We start from the raw sequence: 16,698 nt of genomic DNA on the forward strand, positions 1-16,698 counted from the left end.
CGACCTCCATCCGCGTGGACGGTAAGGACCGGGCGGCTCTCCCATCGAGACCACGGGCCGACACTGCCGAGCCGCCTCGTCATCAGAGAATTCCCCGTATGTCAACGGTCGCCGCGCACGGCGCGCGATCACGCCCCAACCATGATCATTTCATGGCCGGGGCGTGAAGCACGCGGTGCGCGGCGCGTCCGGTGCACCCGGACGATCCGCGATCATTGCGTGATGAGGCAAAAGGGGCGGGTTGGACGTGTTCTGCGCTGCACGGCGTGGGCGGCGGCGTACGTTCTCGGTCTCGCGGCGCTCCTGCCCGCCGGAGCGTGGGCGTGGTGGCAGCCCGAGCCGGAGGCGCGCGGCACCGAGGCGAACGCGCTCTGGGCCCGGCACCAGTGGGTGGGGGAGCCGCACAGCGACGCCGAGTACCGCGCACTCGGAAGGCTGCTTCAGGAGAACCGCATCACCGACGTGTTCTTCCACGCGGGACCGTTCGAGGCGGACGGGACGGTCCCCGAATCCAAGTACCGCTACGCGCGGCGGCTCATCGCCGCCGTGCACAAGTACGCGCCGGGCGTCCGTGCGCAGGCGTATCTGGGCCAGATCCGGGTGGTGGACGGCAAGGGGATCATCGATCTCGACGATCCGGCCGTCCGGGAACGGGTCCTAAAGACGGACGCTGCGTTCCTCGATCTCGGGTTCGACGGCATCCACTACGACTTCGAACCCATCTATCCGGACGACCACGCGTTCCTCGCCCTCATGGACCGGACCCGTCAGCTGACCCGATCCAGAGGCAGGCTGCTGTCGGTCGCGCTGGAGCAGCCGACGCTCCTGGACGCCGTCCAGCCCCTCTACAAGGCGCTCATCCCGCGCGCAGGGACGATCCACTACCCGCCGCGGCCCACCGAGAAGTTCCTGCGCGCCGTCGCCGACCGGGCCGACCAGGTGGCGATCATGACGTACGACGTCTCGCTGCCGACCCGCTCCCTCGCCGGATGGCACTTCGCCCGGCACACCCGCACGACGCTGGAGCTCATCGGCGACCGCACGACCGTCTTCATGGGCGTCCCCACCTACCGGCCCCTCGTGCACTGGGCGGAGGACCTGCCCGTCGCGCTCCGTGGCATCCGGCGCGGGATCGATGACCTGAAGCGGCCGCCGAAGCGTCCGTACGGCGTCGGCGTCTACGCGGACTGGACCACCGATCCGGCCGAATGGGCCCGATACCGCACCGCCTGGCTGCCCCGGACGACGGAAAGTCTCGGCGGCTGAAGAACCCGCCCCGTCACGTTCCGGATCCCGGTATGCCCAGGTAAAAAGGGGTGGATACCCGCGCATGCGCGAGGGTAAGGGTCGGTGCGGAAGGTCAAGGTTCGACAGGCGGATGGCAAAGGAAGTGGGGACGAGGTCGATGGGCACTCAGCAGTCCGCGCGGCACGACGCCGACCGGATCAGCCGGCTGTCAGCCGAGTTCGCCGGCTGGCGGATCGGACGGGGCGGCTCCGGCCACTGGTGGGCCGTCCGCGGGAACGACCTCGTGCGCACCCCCGACGTCGAGGAGCTCCGTGTCCGCCTGCATGAGATGACCGCGGGGTCACGTTATCCAACCGAGTCCGGGAAGTGGCCGGACTGACCCCGTAACGCGGCATTTGCGTGCCACGATGTGGGGTGTGGGAGCCGCCGCCACGCGTACCCCCGAGCGTGTGGCGGCGGCTTCCTCCCGTTTTCGGATAGGTCGGCTTCGACCTGCGGGTCCAAGTCGATCGGCCGGAACGGTACCGTTCGTTGCATGGCACCCAGCACAACGACTGACGCCCCGTTCGGGCGGATGCTGACCGCCATGGTCACTCCGTTCCTCCCGGACGGCGGCGTCGACTACGACGGCGCCGCGCGCCTCGCGACCCACCTGGTCGACGAGCGGCGCCATGACGGTCTCGTCGTCAACGGGACCACGGGCGAGTCGCCCACGACGAGCGACGACGAGAAGAGCACGCTTCTGCGCGCGGTCATCGAGGCGGTCGGCGACCGCGCGGTGATCGTCGCCGGTGCCGGGACGAACCACACCGAGCACAGCCTGAAACTCGCGCGGCAGGCCGAGGCCGTCGGCGCGCACGGCCTGCTCGTGGTCACGCCGTACTACAACAAGCCGCCGCAGGAGGGCCTCGTCCGCCATTTCACGGCGGTGGCCGACGCGACGGCGCTGCCCAGCATGCTGTACGACATCCCGGGACGCGCCGGGGTGCCGATCCAGAACGACACGCTCGTGCAGCTCGCCGACCATCCGCGCATCGTCGCCGTCAAGGACGCCAAGGGCGACCTGTTCGGCGCGTCCAGGGTCATGGCCGAGACCGACCTCGTCTGGTACTCCGGCGACGACAACCTCAACCTGCCCTGGCTGTCGGTCGGCGCGGCGGGGTTCGTCAGCGTGGTAGGCCATGTCGTGGGCGCCGAGCTTCATGAGATGATCGACGTATACCGCGCCGGTGAGCACGGGCGGGCGCTGGAGATCCACCGGCGGCTGCTGCCCGTGGTCACCGCCATCATGACCCGAACGCAGGGCGCCATCGCCGTCAAGGCAGCGCTGAACCTGCTCGGCCTCCCCGGAGGCGGCCCGCTCCGCGCGCCGCTCGTGGAGGCCTCGCCGGAGTTCGCGGCGCGCCTGCGAGAAGACCTCACGATAGGGGGAGTCAAAGTGCCGGAGGTTGCCATCCCGGAGGTCGCCCGGTGAGTCATCCTCACCCGGAGCTCTCGGACCCGCCCGCCCCGCCCGAGGGCGGTCTGCGCATCGTCGCGCTCGGCGGGCTCGGGGAGATCGGCCGCAACATGACGGTGTTCGAGTACGGCGGCCGCCTGCTCGTCGTCGACTGCGGCGTCCTGTTCCCCGAGACCGAGCAGCCCGGAGTCGACCTGATCCTGCCCGACTTCGAGTACATCAGGGACCGCCTGGACGACATCGAGGCCGTCGTCCTCACGCACGGCCACGAAGACCACATCGGCGCCGTCCCGTACCTGCTGCGCGAGCGCCGCGACATCCCCCTGGTCGGGTCGCGGCTCACGCTCGCGCTGCTGGAGGCCAAGCTCGCCGAGCACCGCATCAGACCGGTGACCGACGTGGTCGCGGAGGGCGAGCGGCGGAGCTTCGGGCCGTTCGACTGCGACTTCCTCGCCGTCAACCACTCCATCCCGGACGCGCTCGCCGTCGCCGTCCGCACGCCCGCCGGGCTCGTCCTGCACACCGGCGACTTCAAGATGGACCAGCTCCCGCTGGACGGCCGGCTCACCGACCTGCCCGGGTTCGCCCGGCTCGGCGCCGACGGCATCGACCTGCTGATGGCCGACTCGACCAACGCAGAGGTGCCCGGCTTCGTCACCAGCGAGCGCAACATCGGCCCGGTCGTCGACGAGGTGTTCCGCACCGCGCAGGAGCGGCTGATCGTCGCCTGCTTCGCCTCGCACATCCACCGCGTCCAGCAGGTCCTGGACGCCGCCGTCGCCAACGGCCGCAAGGTCTGCTTCGTCGGACGGTCGATGGTGCGCAACATGGGCGTCGCACGCGAGCTCGGGTACCTGAACGTCCCCGAGGGCATCATGGTCGACCAGAAGGTGATCGACGACATCCCCGGCGACCGGCTCGTGCTGGTGTGCACCGGTTCGCAGGGCGAGCCGATGTCGGCGCTGTCGCGGATGGCGAACCGCGACCACTCGATCCGCATCACCGACCGCGACACCGTGATGCTGGCGTCGTCGCTGATCCCCGGCAACGAGAACGCGGTCAACCGCGTCATCAACGGGCTCACCCGGTGGGGCGCCCGCATCGTCCACAAGGGCAACGCGCTCGTGCACGTGTCCGGGCACGCGTCGGCCGGTGAGCTGCTCTACGTGCTCAACGTGACGAAACCGGCGAACTTCATGCCGATCCACGGGGAATGGCGGCACCTGCGCGCGCACGCGAAGCTCGCCGCGCTCACGGGCGTCCCCGACGAGGGCATCGTCATCGCCGAGGACGGCGTCGTCGTCGACCTCGTGGACGGGCGCGCCAAGATCGTCGGCGCCGTCCCCGCCGGGTACGTGTACGTGGACGGCCTGTCGGTCGGCGAGGTCACCGAGACCTCGCTGAAGGACCGGCGCATCCTCGGCGAGGAGGGGTTCGTCTCCATCGTCGTCGGCATCGACTCCACGTCCGGCAAGCTCGTCGCCGGGCCCGAGGTGCACGCCCGCGGCGCCGGCATCGTCAACGAGGACTTCGACGAGATCATCGCGCGGATCGAGGCCGTGCTGCGGGACGCGGCCGGCGACGGCGTGAACGACCTGCACCAGCTCGGCCAGCTCATCCGGCGCACGGTCGGCAAGTGGGTGAGCGACAACTACCGCCGCCGCCCGATGATCGTCCCGGTGGTCGTCGAGGTCTGACGCCCGGTCCGGACGGCCGCGGGGGCGCCCCGCGGCCGTCCGTCGTCCAACACGCCGTTCGCCATACCCGGAACCGAAGTGGTCCTTGGTTACTCTCATAATCATGGCCACACGTGCGTCTGGGGGTGCGAAGACCTCCTCGCGTGCGGGGGGCACGGCGGCACGCAAGTCCGCAGGTTCGTCCCCCCGGAAGCGACCGAGCGGCACCTCCAAGGGGGGCCGCGGCTCGGGCCGTGGGCGCCCCCCGCAGAAGCCCGACCCGATCTCCCAGGCGGTCCTCGGGTTCTTCAAGCTGCTGTTCAAGCTGTATCTGCTCGCCGCGGTCGCGGTCGGGTCCGTCTTCCGCGCCTACGGGCACGGCGCCCGCAACCTCGACCCCGAGCACCGGCGCGACGGGCTCGGGCTGGCGCTGCTCGGCTCCTCCATCGTGCTGGCCTCCGTGACCTGGTTCCGGCCGGACGGCGTCGTCACCATCGCGCTGGAGAAGGTCGTGCGCGGCGGCCTCGGCATCATGGCGATGGTGCTGCCCGTGCTGCTGGCCCTGCTGGCGTGGCGGACGCTGCGCCACCCCGAGAACCACGAGGACACCGGGCGCGTCGTCATCGGCATCACCGCGCTCGGCGTCGGCGTGCTCGGCATCCTGCACATCGCCGCCGGCGTCCCGTCCCCCGCGAAGGACATGGACGCCGTCCGCGAGTCGGGCGGCCTGGTCGGCTGGCTGGTGTCGGCCCCGCTGGACGCGGCGCTGAGCGGGTGGGTGGCTGTCCCGCTGCTGCTGCTCCTGTCCGGCTTCGGGTTGCTGGTGGTGACCGCGACGCCGATCGCGAAGGTGCCCGAGCGGGTCACCGACCTGTGGGCGATGGCGACGCTGCAGGGCCGCCCGGAACGCCCGTCCGCCGACGCGGCCGAGGGCGAGGACACGCCGAAGAAGCGCCGCCGCAAGAAGAAGCCCGAGGACGACGGCGAGGTGGAGGTCGGCGAGCACTCCAGGCCGTACGACACGCCGCTGCTGGAGGACGGGCCGAAGAAGGCCGACCGGCCGAAGCGCGACCTCGCCGACGAGCTGTTCGAGCCCGACCCGTTCGGCGTGGACGTCCCGCCGCCCGCGCCGCCCGCCGACGACGAGCCGATGGACGTGCACGAGCCGATGGACGTGCACGTGGCCGGCGAGTCCATGACCGAGCCGCCGGCGCCGCCGGAGGTGCCCGACCCGACCCCGGCGCCGCGCCGCTCCGAGCAGCTGCCGCTGTCGTCGTCCGGCGAGATCTACGCCCTGCCGGACCCGTCGGCGCTGCGTCCCGGCAGCGTCTCCAAGCCGCGCACGAAGGCCAACGACACGGTGGTGAACGCGCTGTCCGGCGTGCTGGAGCAGTTCGACATCGACGCGCAGGTCACGGGGTTCACCCGCGGCCCGACGATCACCCGGTACGAGATCGAGCTCGGCCCGGCGGTGAAGGTCGAGAAGGTCACCGCGCTGACGAAGAACATCGCCTACGCGGTGAAGAGCGCGGACGTGCGCATCATCTCCCCGATCCCCGGCAAGTCCGCGATCGGCGTGGAGATCCCGAACACCGACAAGGACATCGTCAGCCTCGGCGACGTGCTCCGCTCGCCCGCCGCGACGAACGAGCACCACCCGATGGTCGTCGGGCTCGGCAAGGACGTCGAGGGGCGCACGGTCGTGGCGAACCTCGCGAAGATGCCGCACATCCTCATCGCCGGCGCCACCGGCGCGGGCAAGTCGACGTGCATCAACGGGCTCATCACCTCGGTCCTGATGCGCGCGACGCCGGACGAGGTACGGATGATCCTCGTCGACCCCAAGCGGGTCGAGCTGACGATGTACCAGGGCATCCCGCACCTCATCACGCCGATCATCACCAACCCGAAGAAGGCCGCGGAGGCCCTCGACTGGGTCGTCGGCGAGATGGACCGCCGCTACGACGACCTGGCCGCGTCCGGGTACCGGCACATCGACGACTTCAACAAGGCGGTGAAGGCGGGCAAGCTCAAGCCGCCGCCCGGCAGCGAACGCGTCTACACGCCGTACCCGTACATGCTCGTCATCGTGGACGAGCTGGCCGACCTGATGATGGTCGCGCCGCGCGACGTGGAGGACTCCGTCGTCCGCATCACCCAGCTCGCGCGCGCCGCCGGCATCCACCTCGTGCTCGCGACGCAGCGTCCGTCGGTGGACGTCGTGACAGGGCTCATCAAGGCGAACGTGCCGTCCCGGCTGGCGTTCGCGACGTCGTCGCTGGCCGACAGCCGTGTCATCCTCGACCAGCCGGGCGCGGAGAAGCTCGTCGGGCAGGGCGACGCGCTGTTCCTGCCGATGGGCGCGAGCAAGCCCATGCGCCTCCAGAACGCCTACGTCGCGGAGAAGGAGATCCACGGGGTCGTCGACCACTGCAAGGCGCAGATGGAGGCGAACTACCGGGAGGACGTCGCCGCGTCCGGCGCGCCGAAGAAGGAGATCGACGAGGAGATCGGCGACGACATGGACCTGCTCGTCCAGGCGATCGAGCTGGTCGTGTCCACCCAGTTCGGGTCGACGTCGATGCTGCAGCGCAAGCTCCGGGTCGGGTTCGCCAAGGCCGGCCGGCTGATGGACCTGATGGAGAGCCGCGACATCGTCGGGCCGAGCGAGGGCTCCAAGGCGCGGGACGTGCTGACCAAACCGGACGATCTCCCCGGGGTGCTCGCGGAGCTGCGCGGCGGCGGCTGAGCACGGGCTGCGGGGGCATTGCGGAATGATGCGAAATCTTGCCCTGTTTCGAACGTGTTGGCTGTCGCCCAGTGGGCATTGCCGTTCCTAGACTGGTGTCGCAGTCAAGCGGAATCGGCCACGAGCTCCTCAGAGGAGGCCCGGCGTGAGCATCGGTGAGACCTTGGCGGAGGAGCGTCAGCGGGCCGGTCTCTCGGTGACACAGGTGAGTCTCCAAACGCGGATACGCGAGACCGTCATCCGCGGCATGGAGGCCGACGACTTCTCGACGTGCGGTGGCAACTTCTACGCCCGCGGACACATCCGCAGCATCTCGCGGGTCATCGGCATCGATCCGGAACCGCTCGTCGCCGAGTTCGACGCGGCGCACGGCGGCGCCCCGCAGCCCGTCTCGGCGCTGTCGGCGTTCGAGCCGGAGCAGCCCGTCGCGTTCCGCGAGCGCAGGTCGCCGAACTGGAGCGCCGCGATGGCGCTCGCCCTCGCCCTCGTGGTGATCTACGGGGTCGTGCAGGTGGTCGGGCACGGCGGCGGCGAGCGGCGCACCGCGCAGCAGGTCGCCGGGACGCCCGCGGGGCCGGCCCCCGCGCCCACCACGTCCGCGCCGGCGCAGCCGAACAGCCCGGTCGCGGAGGCGCCCCGCACCAAGGTCGAGGTGCAGGTCGAGGCGAAGCGGGCGACGTGGCTGAACGTCCGCGGGGACAAGGGCAAGACGCTGTTCAGCGGCATGCTCCGAGAGGGCGACCAGAAGAGCTTCACCGCCAAGAAGAAGGTGCGGATGGTGATCGGCGTGGGCGGGAGCGTCGACCTGACCGTCAACGGCAAGGAACTGGGGTCGCCCGGCAAGGGCAAGGGCGTCCAGCGGCTGAGCTTCGACCGCAACGACCCCGAGTCCGCCTGACGGGAGGGTGTGGGCCCCGCTGGTCCCCTGGGGCGTGCGGGGCCATTACCTTAGGGGCATGTCCACTCGCCGCAAGGTCTCGCTCATCACGCTCGGCTGCGCCCGCAACGAGGTCGATTCCGAGGAGCTCGCCGCGCGCATCGAGGACGCGGGCTGGGACCTGGCGGACGGCGCGGACGGCGCCGACGTGGTGGTCGTCAACACCTGCGGGTTCATCGAGGCCGCCAAGAAGGACTCCGTCGACACGCTGCTGGCCGCGCACGACTCCGGGGCCAAGGTCGTGGCGGCCGGCTGCATGGCCGAGCGGTACGGCAAGGAGCTGGCGGAGGCGCTGCCGGAGGCGGACGCGGTGATCGGCTTCGACGACTACACCGCGATCGGCGACCGGCTCGACGACGTCATGGCGGGACGCGGGCACGCCGCGCACACCCCGCGTGACCGCCGCACCCTCCTGCCGATCAGCCCGGTCGAGCGGCACTCCTCCCGGGCGGCGATTCCGGGGCACGGCGGGCAGGACGACCTGCCGGACGGGGTGGCCCCGGCGTCCGGTCCGCGGGTGCTGCGGCGGCGTCTCGGCGGCGGCCCGGTCGCTCCGCTGAAGCTGGCGTCGGGCTGCGACCGGCGCTGCACGTTCTGCGCGATCCCGGCGTTCCGCGGCGCGTACGTGTCGCGTCCGCCGGCGGAGGTGCTGGAGGAGGCGCACTGGCTGGCCGGGCACGGCGTCCGGGAGCTGGTCCTCGTCAGCGAGAACTCCACGTCCTACGGCAAGGACCTCGGAGACCTCCGCGCGCTGGAGAAGCTGCTGCCGGACCTCGCCGCGGTGGACGGCATCGAGCGCGTCCGGGTGAGCTACCTGCAGCCCGCGGAGACGCGGCCGGGGCTCATCGAGGCGATCTGCGGCACCCCGGGCGTCGCGCCGTACTTCGACATGTCGTTCCAGCACGCGAGCGGCCCGGTGCTGCGCTCGATGCGGAGGTTCGGGGACCGGGAGCGGTTCCTCGGGCTGCTGGACCAGATCCGCGCGCTGGCGCCGGAGGCCGGCGTGCGCTCGAACTTCATCGTCGGCTTCCCCGGCGAGAGCGAGGACGACTTCGAGGAACTCGCGGAGTTCCTGTCGGCGGCGCGGCTCGACGCGGTCGGCGTGTTCGGCTACTCGGACGAGGACGGCACCGAGGCCGCGAACCTGGACGGCAAGCTCGACCCCGCCGAGGTCGCCGCCCGGGTGGAGGAGCTGTCCGGCCTCGCCGAGGAGCTGACCGCGCAGCGCGCCGAGGACCGGGTCGGCTCGCCGCTCCGCGTCCTGCTGGAGGACAAGGCGGAGGACGGCGGCTTCGAGGGCCGCGCCGAGCACCAGGCGCCCGAGGTGGACGGGACGGTCCTGGTCCGCGGCGAGGGTCTCGCCCTCGGCGACATCGTCGCGGCCCGGGTCGTGGGCAGCGACGGGGTGGACCTCGTCGCGGACGTGTCATGATCGCGGGCACCCCGGATCCGGTCGCGGGCTCCCAGGACCCGCCGCAGGCCGGTGTCTGGAACGTCGCCAACGCCCTGACGCTCGCCCGGATCGCGCTGGTGCCCGTCTTCGTCTGGCTGTTCTTCAAGGACGGCGACGGATGGCGGCTCGCCGCGTTCGCGGTGTTCGCGGTCGCCTCGATCACCGACAAGATCGACGGCGACATCGCGCGGGCCCGCGGCCTGGTCACCGACTTCGGCAAGATCGCCGACCCGATCGCCGACAAGGCGCTCACCGGCGCCGCGCTGGTCAGCCTGTCGGTGATGGGGGAGCTGTGGTGGTGGGTGACCATCGTCATCATGGTCCGCGAGATCGGCATCACGGTGATGCGGTTCGTCGTCATCCGGCGCGGCGTGATCCCGGCCAGCAAGGGCGGCAAGCTGAAGACGATGCTGCAGGTCTTCGCGATCGGCTTCTACATCCTGCCCGGCCCGCTGGACTACCTGCGCTGGGCCACGATGGGCGCCGCCCTCGTCGTCACGGTCGTCACCGGCGTCGACTACGTCGTCCAGGCGTGGCGCATGCGCCGCAAGCCCGCCGCCTCCTGAGGGCGCTCAGAGGCCGAGCAGCGCGGGGGTCTCGGCCAGGGCGCGCCAGTGGCTTCCCGGGTCGGGGACGAGCCGCCGCTCCTTGAGGTCGAGCAGGCCGCCGAGGCTGGTGATCTCGGCTGCCAGGGCGCCGTCCGTGCGCCGCAGCTCCTGCCTCATCCGGAACGTCTTGCCCTCACCCCAGTCGAACGCGCACGTGATGTCGACGTCGTCGCCCGCATGCAGCTCGCGGTGGTAGCGGATGGTGTTCTCCAGCGTGACCGGTCCGACGCCGGTGGCGATGAGCTCGTCGACGGAGATGCCGGCGGCGCGCAGGCACTCCCACCGCGCGTGGTCGCCGTACTGGTGGTAGACGGCGCCGTTGAGGTGGCCCTGGGTGTCCAGTTCGTAGGCGCGGACGGTGACCCGCACGGTGAACGGCGGCGTCATGTTCCCTCCTCCTCGTCGTATCCCGCGAGCCACTCGTGGGACTTCGCGGTCAGGTAGCGCAGGCTGTCGTCGCCGATCTCGACCCAGTCGCCGCGCGTCCAGCCGCCGGTCGTCTGCGGCGCGAAGCCGTGCCGCTTGAACAGCGCGGACGCCTCGTCCTTGCGGAGGCCCCTGCGCCCCCAGTCGCGGATGACGCGGGCGGTGCGTTCCGGTTCCCCGGCCTCGTCCGGGCCGTCGAGGGCGGCGGCGAGCTCCTCCAGACCGCGCGCGATGAGCCGCAGGCCGGCTTGCAGCCGGGCGCGGTCGATCGGTTCCTCCACGTTCGTGATCGTATATCGATTGCTAGCAATCGCCAAGCGATGTGAGAGCGCTCAGCCTCTCGCCCACGCGCAGTGTGCCCAGCGTGCGGGGGATGCCGAGGCGGCCGAACATGATCTCGCGACGTCCGGCGAAACGTTCCGTGCGGTAGCGGGCGAGGGCGCGGAGCGGCTCCGGTGCGCGCCGGGCGGTGTCCTGGTCGGTGTTGATGATGACGCAGCGGCCGCAGGGCCTGATGAGCTCGATCTCCGCGTGGTCGCCGCGCAGCAGGGTGACGGCGTCCTCGCCGTAGGGGCCGAGGCCGCGCAGGACGATGTTGGGTCGGAACCGGACCATCGGCAGCCGGGCCTCCACCCGCCGGTTCAGGTCGTCCAGAGACTCGGCGGACAGCACCGAGACGGGGTAGCCGTCGGCGTAGGTCAGCGTCCCGCCGCCGAGCATGGTGGGACGCGTCCCGGTGAAGCGGACGAGGCGGCAGGAGAGTCCCAGGGTGGTGGAGAACCATTCGGCCGCCTCGTCGCCCTGGTCGATGCCTTGGCAAGGGCGTTTGTGCACGGTCACGTCGAGGGCCGGGCCGTCCACCGCCTCGCACACCAGGGGCGAGGGCGCGAGCGGTGTGCGGACGGTCAGCTTCACGCCGTCGTAGTGGGGACGCAGCAGGGCGAGCTCGGGGACCTCCCGCTGCGACAGGTGGCGGCCCTCTGGGCGGACGAGCATGAACGCCCGATCGTGGCGCAGCCCATTCGGGGTCAGTTCGGCCTCGGTGAGCGGGACGGCCCCGGCGCTTTTGATCGGGAAGACGTTCAGCTCCGCGATGACGGCGATCATGCGACGGACGTTACGGAGAGGCCCGCCAGGTGACCAGGGAAACGGGCGATACTTGACGTCGATTCGTCACTTTGGAGGCCGGACCGGATGACCGCACAGGACTTCACCTACGCCGAGGTGGGCGCGACGCGGGAGGCGGAGCGGCCGGACGGTTACCGGCATCTGCGCCACCGCATGCTCGTCGGGCGGGGGGACGCGGCGTACCGGAACGCGGCGGACGCGGTCATGGAGTTCTGGATGCACCGGGCGCTTCCCGTCCGGGTGGAGACGTCGGCTCCGCGCGCCGCGCCCGGCGTCAGCGTCGTGATCGGGCTGGGCGCCGGGCCGCTGCGCCTGAACGCGCCCTGCCGGATCGTGTGGACCCGCGAGGAGGAGCGCTACACCGGGTGGGCGTACGGGACGCTTCCGGGCCATCCGCAGTCGGGCGAGGAGTCGTTCGTCGTGCATCTGGACGACGAGGACGACGTGTGGCTGACGGTCACCGCGTTCAGCCGGCCGGCGACGGCCGCGGGGAGGGCGGCGGGCCCGCTCGGGCCGGTGTTCCAGCGCGCCTACGCCCGCCGCTGCGGCGCGGTACTGCGCCGGCTGGCGCGCCCCTGAACCCGGGGCGGTCTCCTGCGGGGGGACGACCCCCGCGCCCCCCGGAGGGCGGTCCGCTGCCCCCTCCGCTCCGCTGGCACTCCGCTCTGGGAACCGGGGCGGACCGCGGAACCACGCCCACCCCGGTCGTGGTCCCGCGGCCCGGTTTTCGCGGGTGCTGCGTGATCGATTATCCCTCTCGCCGTCCACTCGGACGAATCGGCGGAATGAGTTTTGACTCACACGGTGACCTGGGCGTCTGATCATTGTCGAATTCGCATAAGGCAATGACATGCGGTAATGGAAAGCGCGGCGGATCCCGATCCGCGCCGTCCTCAATCGGTCGCCACTCCCGGTGAACCGGCAGTCCGGAGGGTCCGTAGCCGGCCCGCGCCGGTAGATTCGAGTCCCTTGCGAAGTGGGGAGATGGGGGCGCGATGCGGGTCGAACTGCTCACCGTCGGGGACGAGCTGCTCCTCGGCGACACGATCAACGGCAACGCGGCGTGGCTCGGCCGCAGGCTCGCCGACCACGGCGTCGACGTCACCCGCAGTGTCGTCGTCGGCGACGAGCTCGACGTGATCGTCGCGGCGGTGGCGTCCGCGCTCGACCGGGCCGACGCGGTCATCACGACCGGCGGGCTCGGCCCCACCTACGACGACGTGACGCGGGACGCGCTCGCCAAGGCGGCGGGCGTCGCCCTCGTCCGGGACGCGGCGCTGGAGCGGCGCCTGCGCGAGCGGGTCGCGAGGGCCGGCCGCGAGCTGCAGCCGATGGCGCTGCGCATGGCGGACGTCCCGGAGGGTGCGCGGGTGCTGGCCAACTCGGCGGGCTCGGCGCCGGGCCTGCGCGTCGAGCTGCCCGGCGGGGTCGCGTACGCGCTGCCCGGCGTCCCGTTCGAGATGCGCACGATCATGGACGAGGTCGTCCTGCCGGAGCTGGCGCGGATCGCCGGGCTGCCCGCGGTGGCGCGCCGCACGCTGCGCACCGCGCGGATGTGGGAGTCGGTCATCGCGACACGGCTCGCCGAGGTCGAGGCGATGGACGGGGTGAAGCTCGCCTACCTGCCCGGCCCGGCCGAGGTGAAGGTGCGCATCACGGTGGCAGGCGGGAACGCCGCCGCACGCCTGGCGGACGTGGAGGCGCGCGTCCGGGAGCTGCTGGGCCCGGCCGTCTACGGCATCGAGGACGAGTCGCTGGCCTACGTGGTGCACGGGCTGCTGGCCGACCGCGGCGAGACCGTCGCCACCGCGGAGTCGCTGACGGGCGGGCTCATCGGCGCGGAGCTGACAGGGGCGCCAGGTTCGTCCGTCACCTACGCGGGCGGCATGGTGACCTATGCCACAGAGGTGAAGGGGCGGCTGCTGGGCGTCCCGGACGATCTGCTCGCCGAGCACGGCGCGGTGCACCCGGACGTGGCCGCCGCGATGGCCGCGGGCGTCCGCGACGCTCTCGGCACGACCTACGGGCTCGCCGTGACGGGTGTCGCCGGCCCTGACAGCCAGGACGGGCATCCCGTCGGAACGGTCTATATCGGCCTGGCCGGTCCCGGGAACTCGCGCACCGTGGCCGGCCCGAAACTCCCCGTGCCGGGGACGGGTCCGGAGGTCCGCGCCGTGATCCGGCGGATGACCGTCGTCCATGCCCTTGAGCTGCTGAGACGTCGCCTGCTGGGGCTTGACGTGGCGGACGGCGACGGGGAGGCTCAGGCAGATCGGGAAGATCGGGGCTGATTACAGCGTTACGTTCCGAGCGAACACGAAATCAACGGTCTGCCATGGTCACCGTCAAGGCGGGTACGGTGGAACCGGCAGATGGTCCGAACTGAGGGAGGGAGCGAGACGATGGTCCTGCTTCGCCAGCTGCTCGGTGACGTACTGCGGCAGCTGCGGCTGCGCCAGGGACGCACCCTCCGTGAGGTGTCCGCGGCCGCGCGGGTGTCACTCGGCTACCTCTCCGAGGTCGAGCGGGGGCAGAAAGAGGCATCTTCGGAATTGCTGTCCTCTATCTGCAAGGCCCTGGGCGTCCCGCTGTCGCACGTGCTGAGGGAAGTAGCGGATCAGCTGGCCCTCGCCGAGCTGCAGCACGAGCCCGTCATGGCGGGCGCGCCCGAGCACGAGCGGATCTCCACCGAGAGCATCCCGGAGACCCCAGAGGAGATCACCGGCGAGCTCCGCGCCGACATGGTCGCGGCCTGACCCGTCACCGGACGGGCAGGGCCGCACAGGCCGGGTTCATGCGCGACCCGGGCCGCGGGTGTGCGCGGCCTCACGCATGGGCTCGGCATTTCCGGGGACCTGTACGTGTTGTGACGGATAACCGTAACGACGCGGAAGGAGCCCGATCATGGCGGCGATCAAGAGCCCGCTCGGTGATGCGGCCCTGAAGGCCACGGGGGACGCCTTGCAGGGCGCTCTCGTCGACCTCATCGATCTTTCACTCGTGGCCAAGCAGGCGCACTGGAATCTGACCGGACGCAACTTCAAGGTCGTCCACGAGCACCTTGACGAGATCGTCGCCCTCGCCCGCGCGGGGCAGGACGATGTCGCGGAGCGGGCCGTGGCGATCGGGGTGAACCCCGACGGCCGTGTCCGCACGGTCGCCGACCGCACCGCGGTTCCGCAGCCGGAGGCCGGCTATCTCGCCGACGACAAGGTCGTCGCGGCGATCACCGACACCCTGGCGCAGATCATCGGCCGGTTCCGCGAGCGTGTCGCGGCGACCGACGAGCCGGATCCGATCACCCAGGACCTGCTCATCGGCATCACCCGCGAACTGGAGAAACAGCACTGGATGTTCCAGGCGCAGACCTGACCCGCGCGACCGGTCCCGAGCGGACCCGAGCGCGATAGATGCCCAGGCCCCCGCGTTCCGGCGGGGGCCTGGGCATTTCCGGGTTCGGATGCGAACCCGCCGCGGAATGTGGTGATCTTTGGGGATGCGTCGCCTCCGCACGGCCGTGACACTCGGCACCGCGCTGCTCGCCCTCGCCGCCTGCGGCACCGGAGGCGGCGGCGCCGGACGCGAGTGCACCCTGATCGGCTCCATGCCGGGTCTGAGCGTGGTCGTCCCGGCCCCGGAAGGGGCGCGCGTCGCGTCCGCGCACCTGCGGGTGTGCTGGGGCGGGACGTGCCAGGAGCCGCGGCTGGAGCTGAGGCCGACCTCGAAGACGGTCTCCACCGGCTGCGACGGTGACGAACCGGACGACGCCTGCGGGGCGTCCGCCTCTCCCGACGGCGGCATGTCCGGCTTCGCTCACGTCGAGGGCCTGCCGAAGACGTCGGTGAAGGTCACGCTCACGCTGCGCGACGCCCAGGGCCGGAAGTATCTCGGCAAACGCGTCGACGTCACCCCCAAGACCACGTTCCCGAACGGCCCGCACTGCGGCGAAGGCGAACCGCAGGCCGTCCTGACCGTGGCGAACGGCCAGATCACCCCGCGCTGATCACGTGCGCAGGTGTTCCAGGACGGTCCCCGCGAACTCGACGGCGAGCGGGCTCAGTGCGTCCCAGCGGCGCGCCGCCCAGCCGGCGGTGAGCGGCGGCAGGCCGGGGACCGGGATCAGCCGGACGTCTCCCGCCCCGCGCCCCCACCCCGGCAGCGCGGGCAGGATCGCGTGACCCAGGCCGAGTTCGGCCAGCAGCAGCGCGGTGTCCCAGTCGGCGACGCTCGTCGTGGACGTCAGCCGCACCCCGTGCCGCTCCAGATGCATCTCCAGGTGGACGCGGGATGTGGAGTGCGCGGGAAGTTCGATGTACCGGATCCCGGCGAGGTCGTCCAGCGCGATCGACGCCCGTTGCGCGAGAGGGTCCCCGGCGTGGACGGCCAGCATCCACGGCAGTTCCCGGGACGCCCGCTGCTCGACGCCCTCCAGCGGAGGCCCGATCGTCACCCAGGCGAGATCCGCCGCGTGCGAGCGGACGGCCTCCAGACACCGGCGGCTCGACCCGGCGGTCTCGAACTGGAGCGCGGTATCGGGATGCCGCGCGCGGAAGGCCGCCACCCCCGCCGCCATGAAGTGCCGCACGGTCGTCGCGCCGGTCGCGATCCGGACCGTGCCGCCGACCCCGCGGCGCAGGTCGTCGAGACGGCGTAGCGCCGCGTCCAGCCCCGCGATCCCCTCCGTCACGGCCTCGTGCAGGATGCGCCCCGCCCCGGTCGGCACGACACCGCGCGGTCGCCGTTCCAGCAGCACGAGCCCGGTCTCCCGTTCGAGCCGCTTCACATGCTGGCTGACGGCCGACTGGCTGCACGACAGGTCACGGGCGACGGCGCTCAGGTTGCCGGCGGCGCAGACGGCCACGAAGACGCGGAGGTCGTCCAGGGTCATGTACCCAAGCTAGAGCTGGGAGATCGGTAAGGAAACCCGAGAATTGACTTGGGATGGTCGCGGATCGAGAATCGTCGTGCGGGCGCAGGATCCGGCGACCCGGCAAGGCGGCGACCCGCCCGGCGA

17 protein-coding genes are annotated in these 16,698 nt (G+C 71.5%); 13 read left to right on the forward strand and 4 right to left on the reverse strand.

Annotation, left to right across the window (positions count from 1 at the left end):
* The first annotated feature begins 222 nt into the window (after positions 1-222).
* The 8 genes from ACQPXG_RS14340 (at position 223) to ACQPXG_RS14375 (ending at position 10,088) form a co-directional block, all read left to right on the forward strand.
* Entirely contained in the window at positions 223-1,266 is a 1,044-nt protein-coding gene (locus ACQPXG_RS14340; protein WP_433468159.1) for a hypothetical protein, read from the forward strand.
* 139 nt (positions 1,267-1,405) lie between these two features.
* Positions 1,406-1,627 carry a hypothetical protein gene (locus ACQPXG_RS14345; protein WP_433468160.1) on the forward strand — a complete coding sequence of 74 codons (222 nt, stop codon included), beginning with the start codon at positions 1,406-1,408 and terminating at the stop codon, positions 1,625-1,627.
* A gap of 156 nt (positions 1,628-1,783) precedes the next feature.
* A complete protein-coding gene (dapA, locus tag ACQPXG_RS14350; protein WP_433468161.1) occupies positions 1,784-2,722 on the forward strand; it encodes a 4-hydroxy-tetrahydrodipicolinate synthase in 939 nt (312 codons plus the stop codon).
* On the forward strand, positions 2,719-4,404 hold the full coding sequence (locus tag ACQPXG_RS14355; RefSeq protein WP_433468162.1) for a ribonuclease J: 1,686 nt from the start codon (positions 2,719-2,721) through the stop codon (positions 4,402-4,404). Before dapA ends, ACQPXG_RS14355 begins: the two co-directional genes overlap by 4 nt.
* Positions 4,405-4,507: 103 nt before the next feature.
* Positions 4,508-7,132: a DNA translocase FtsK gene (locus ACQPXG_RS14360; RefSeq protein WP_433468163.1), complete on the forward strand. Its 2,625-nt coding sequence runs from the start codon at positions 4,508-4,510 to the stop codon at positions 7,130-7,132.
* 145 nt (positions 7,133-7,277) lie between these two features.
* Entirely contained in the window at positions 7,278-8,030 is a 753-nt protein-coding gene (locus tag ACQPXG_RS14365; protein WP_433468164.1) for a helix-turn-helix domain-containing protein, read from the forward strand.
* A 58-nt stretch (positions 8,031-8,088) separates the two neighbouring features.
* Complete coding sequence (rimO, locus tag ACQPXG_RS14370; RefSeq protein ID WP_433468165.1) at positions 8,089-9,501, forward strand: 30S ribosomal protein S12 methylthiotransferase RimO; 1,413 nt, start codon at positions 8,089-8,091, stop codon at positions 9,499-9,501.
* On the forward strand, positions 9,498-10,088 hold the full coding sequence (locus tag ACQPXG_RS14375) for a CDP-alcohol phosphatidyltransferase family protein (RefSeq protein WP_433468166.1): 591 nt from the start codon (positions 9,498-9,500) through the stop codon (positions 10,086-10,088). Before rimO ends, ACQPXG_RS14375 begins: the two co-directional genes overlap by 4 nt.
* 6 nt (positions 10,089-10,094) lie before the next feature.
* Here the strand turns inward: ACQPXG_RS14375 and ACQPXG_RS14380 are convergent, their stop codons facing one another.
* Genes ACQPXG_RS14380 through ACQPXG_RS14390 form a run of 3 tightly spaced genes read right to left on the reverse strand, consistent with a single transcriptional unit; the run spans position 10,095 to position 11,663 of the window.
* Positions 10,095-10,517, reverse strand: a complete 423-nt coding sequence (locus tag ACQPXG_RS14380) for an acyl-CoA thioesterase (RefSeq protein ID WP_433468167.1) — start codon at positions 10,515-10,517, stop codon at positions 10,095-10,097.
* Positions 10,514-10,837 carry a hypothetical protein gene (locus ACQPXG_RS14385; RefSeq protein ID WP_433468168.1) on the reverse strand — a complete coding sequence of 108 codons (324 nt, stop codon included), beginning with the start codon at positions 10,835-10,837 and terminating at the stop codon, positions 10,514-10,516. The genes ACQPXG_RS14380 and ACQPXG_RS14385 overlap by 4 nt, the downstream gene beginning before the upstream one ends.
* Positions 10,838-10,859: 22 nt before the next feature.
* The gene (locus tag ACQPXG_RS14390; protein ID WP_433468169.1) at positions 10,860-11,663 is read right to left on the reverse strand and encodes an MOSC domain-containing protein; all 804 of its coding nucleotides are present in this window, start codon (positions 11,661-11,663) and stop codon (positions 10,860-10,862) included.
* An 87-nt stretch (positions 11,664-11,750) separates the two neighbouring features.
* Between ACQPXG_RS14390 and ACQPXG_RS14395 the strand changes: the two genes are divergently transcribed.
* The 5 genes from ACQPXG_RS14395 to ACQPXG_RS14415 all read left to right on the forward strand — a co-directional run bounded on the left by ACQPXG_RS14395 (position 11,751) and on the right by ACQPXG_RS14415 (position 15,687).
* Complete coding sequence (locus ACQPXG_RS14395) at positions 11,751-12,263, forward strand: DUF1990 family protein (RefSeq protein WP_433468170.1); 513 nt, start codon at positions 11,751-11,753, stop codon at positions 12,261-12,263.
* A gap of 416 nt (positions 12,264-12,679) precedes the next feature.
* Positions 12,680-13,975: a CinA family nicotinamide mononucleotide deamidase-related protein gene (locus ACQPXG_RS14400; RefSeq protein WP_433468171.1), complete on the forward strand. Its 1,296-nt coding sequence runs from the start codon at positions 12,680-12,682 to the stop codon at positions 13,973-13,975.
* Between the two features lie 111 nt (positions 13,976-14,086).
* Positions 14,087-14,440 carry a helix-turn-helix domain-containing protein gene (locus ACQPXG_RS14405; protein ID WP_358450696.1) on the forward strand — a complete coding sequence of 118 codons (354 nt, stop codon included), beginning with the start codon at positions 14,087-14,089 and terminating at the stop codon, positions 14,438-14,440.
* Between the two features lie 148 nt (positions 14,441-14,588).
* Complete coding sequence (locus ACQPXG_RS14410) at positions 14,589-15,056, forward strand: Dps family protein (RefSeq protein WP_433468172.1); 468 nt, start codon at positions 14,589-14,591, stop codon at positions 15,054-15,056.
* A 124-nt stretch (positions 15,057-15,180) separates the two neighbouring features.
* Positions 15,181-15,687, forward strand: a complete 507-nt coding sequence (locus ACQPXG_RS14415; protein WP_433468173.1) for a hypothetical protein — start codon at positions 15,181-15,183, stop codon at positions 15,685-15,687.
* Here ACQPXG_RS14415 and ACQPXG_RS14420 read toward each other — a convergent pair whose 3' ends face one another.
* Complete coding sequence (locus tag ACQPXG_RS14420; RefSeq protein ID WP_433468174.1) at positions 15,688-16,572, reverse strand: LysR family transcriptional regulator; 885 nt, start codon at positions 16,570-16,572, stop codon at positions 15,688-15,690.
* Positions 16,573-16,698: the final 126 nt, after the last annotated feature.

The sequence above is a fragment of the Spirillospora sp. CA-128828 genome (assembly GCF_050945415.1).
Taxonomy (GTDB): Bacteria; Actinomycetota; Actinomycetes; order Streptosporangiales; family Streptosporangiaceae; genus Spirillospora.

Bases quoted from the DNA above. Each gene is read 5' to 3' on its own strand.
- ACQPXG_RS14340 (WP_433468159.1), top strand. From the start codon at position 223: ATGAGGCAAAAGGGGCGGGTTGGACGTGTTCTGCGCTGCACGGCGTGG.
- ACQPXG_RS14345 (WP_433468160.1), top strand. From the start codon at position 1,406: ATGGGCACTCAGCAGTCCGCGCGGCACGACGCCGACCGGATCAGCCGG.
- dapA (WP_433468161.1), top strand. From the start codon at position 1,784: ATGGCACCCAGCACAACGACTGACGCCCCGTTCGGGCGGATGCTGACC.
- ACQPXG_RS14360 (WP_433468163.1), top strand. From the start codon at position 4,508: ATGGCCACACGTGCGTCTGGGGGTGCGAAGACCTCCTCGCGTGCGGGG.
- rimO (WP_433468165.1), top strand. From the start codon at position 8,089: ATGTCCACTCGCCGCAAGGTCTCGCTCATCACGCTCGGCTGCGCCCGC.
- ACQPXG_RS14375 (WP_433468166.1), top strand. From the start codon at position 9,498: ATGATCGCGGGCACCCCGGATCCGGTCGCGGGCTCCCAGGACCCGCCG.
- ACQPXG_RS14380 (WP_433468167.1), bottom strand. From the start codon at position 10,517: ATGACGCCGCCGTTCACCGTGCGGGTCACCGTCCGCGCCTACGAACTG.
- ACQPXG_RS14390 (WP_433468169.1), bottom strand. From the start codon at position 11,663: ATGATCGCCGTCATCGCGGAGCTGAACGTCTTCCCGATCAAAAGCGCC.
- ACQPXG_RS14395 (WP_433468170.1), top strand. From the start codon at position 11,751: ATGACCGCACAGGACTTCACCTACGCCGAGGTGGGCGCGACGCGGGAG.
- ACQPXG_RS14400 (WP_433468171.1), top strand. From the start codon at position 12,680: ATGCGGGTCGAACTGCTCACCGTCGGGGACGAGCTGCTCCTCGGCGAC.
- ACQPXG_RS14405 (WP_358450696.1), top strand. From the start codon at position 14,087: ATGGTCCTGCTTCGCCAGCTGCTCGGTGACGTACTGCGGCAGCTGCGG.
- ACQPXG_RS14410 (WP_433468172.1), top strand. From the start codon at position 14,589: ATGGCGGCGATCAAGAGCCCGCTCGGTGATGCGGCCCTGAAGGCCACG.
- ACQPXG_RS14415 (WP_433468173.1), top strand. From the start codon at position 15,181: ATGCGTCGCCTCCGCACGGCCGTGACACTCGGCACCGCGCTGCTCGCC.
- ACQPXG_RS14420 (WP_433468174.1), bottom strand. From the start codon at position 16,572: ATGACCCTGGACGACCTCCGCGTCTTCGTGGCCGTCTGCGCCGCCGGC.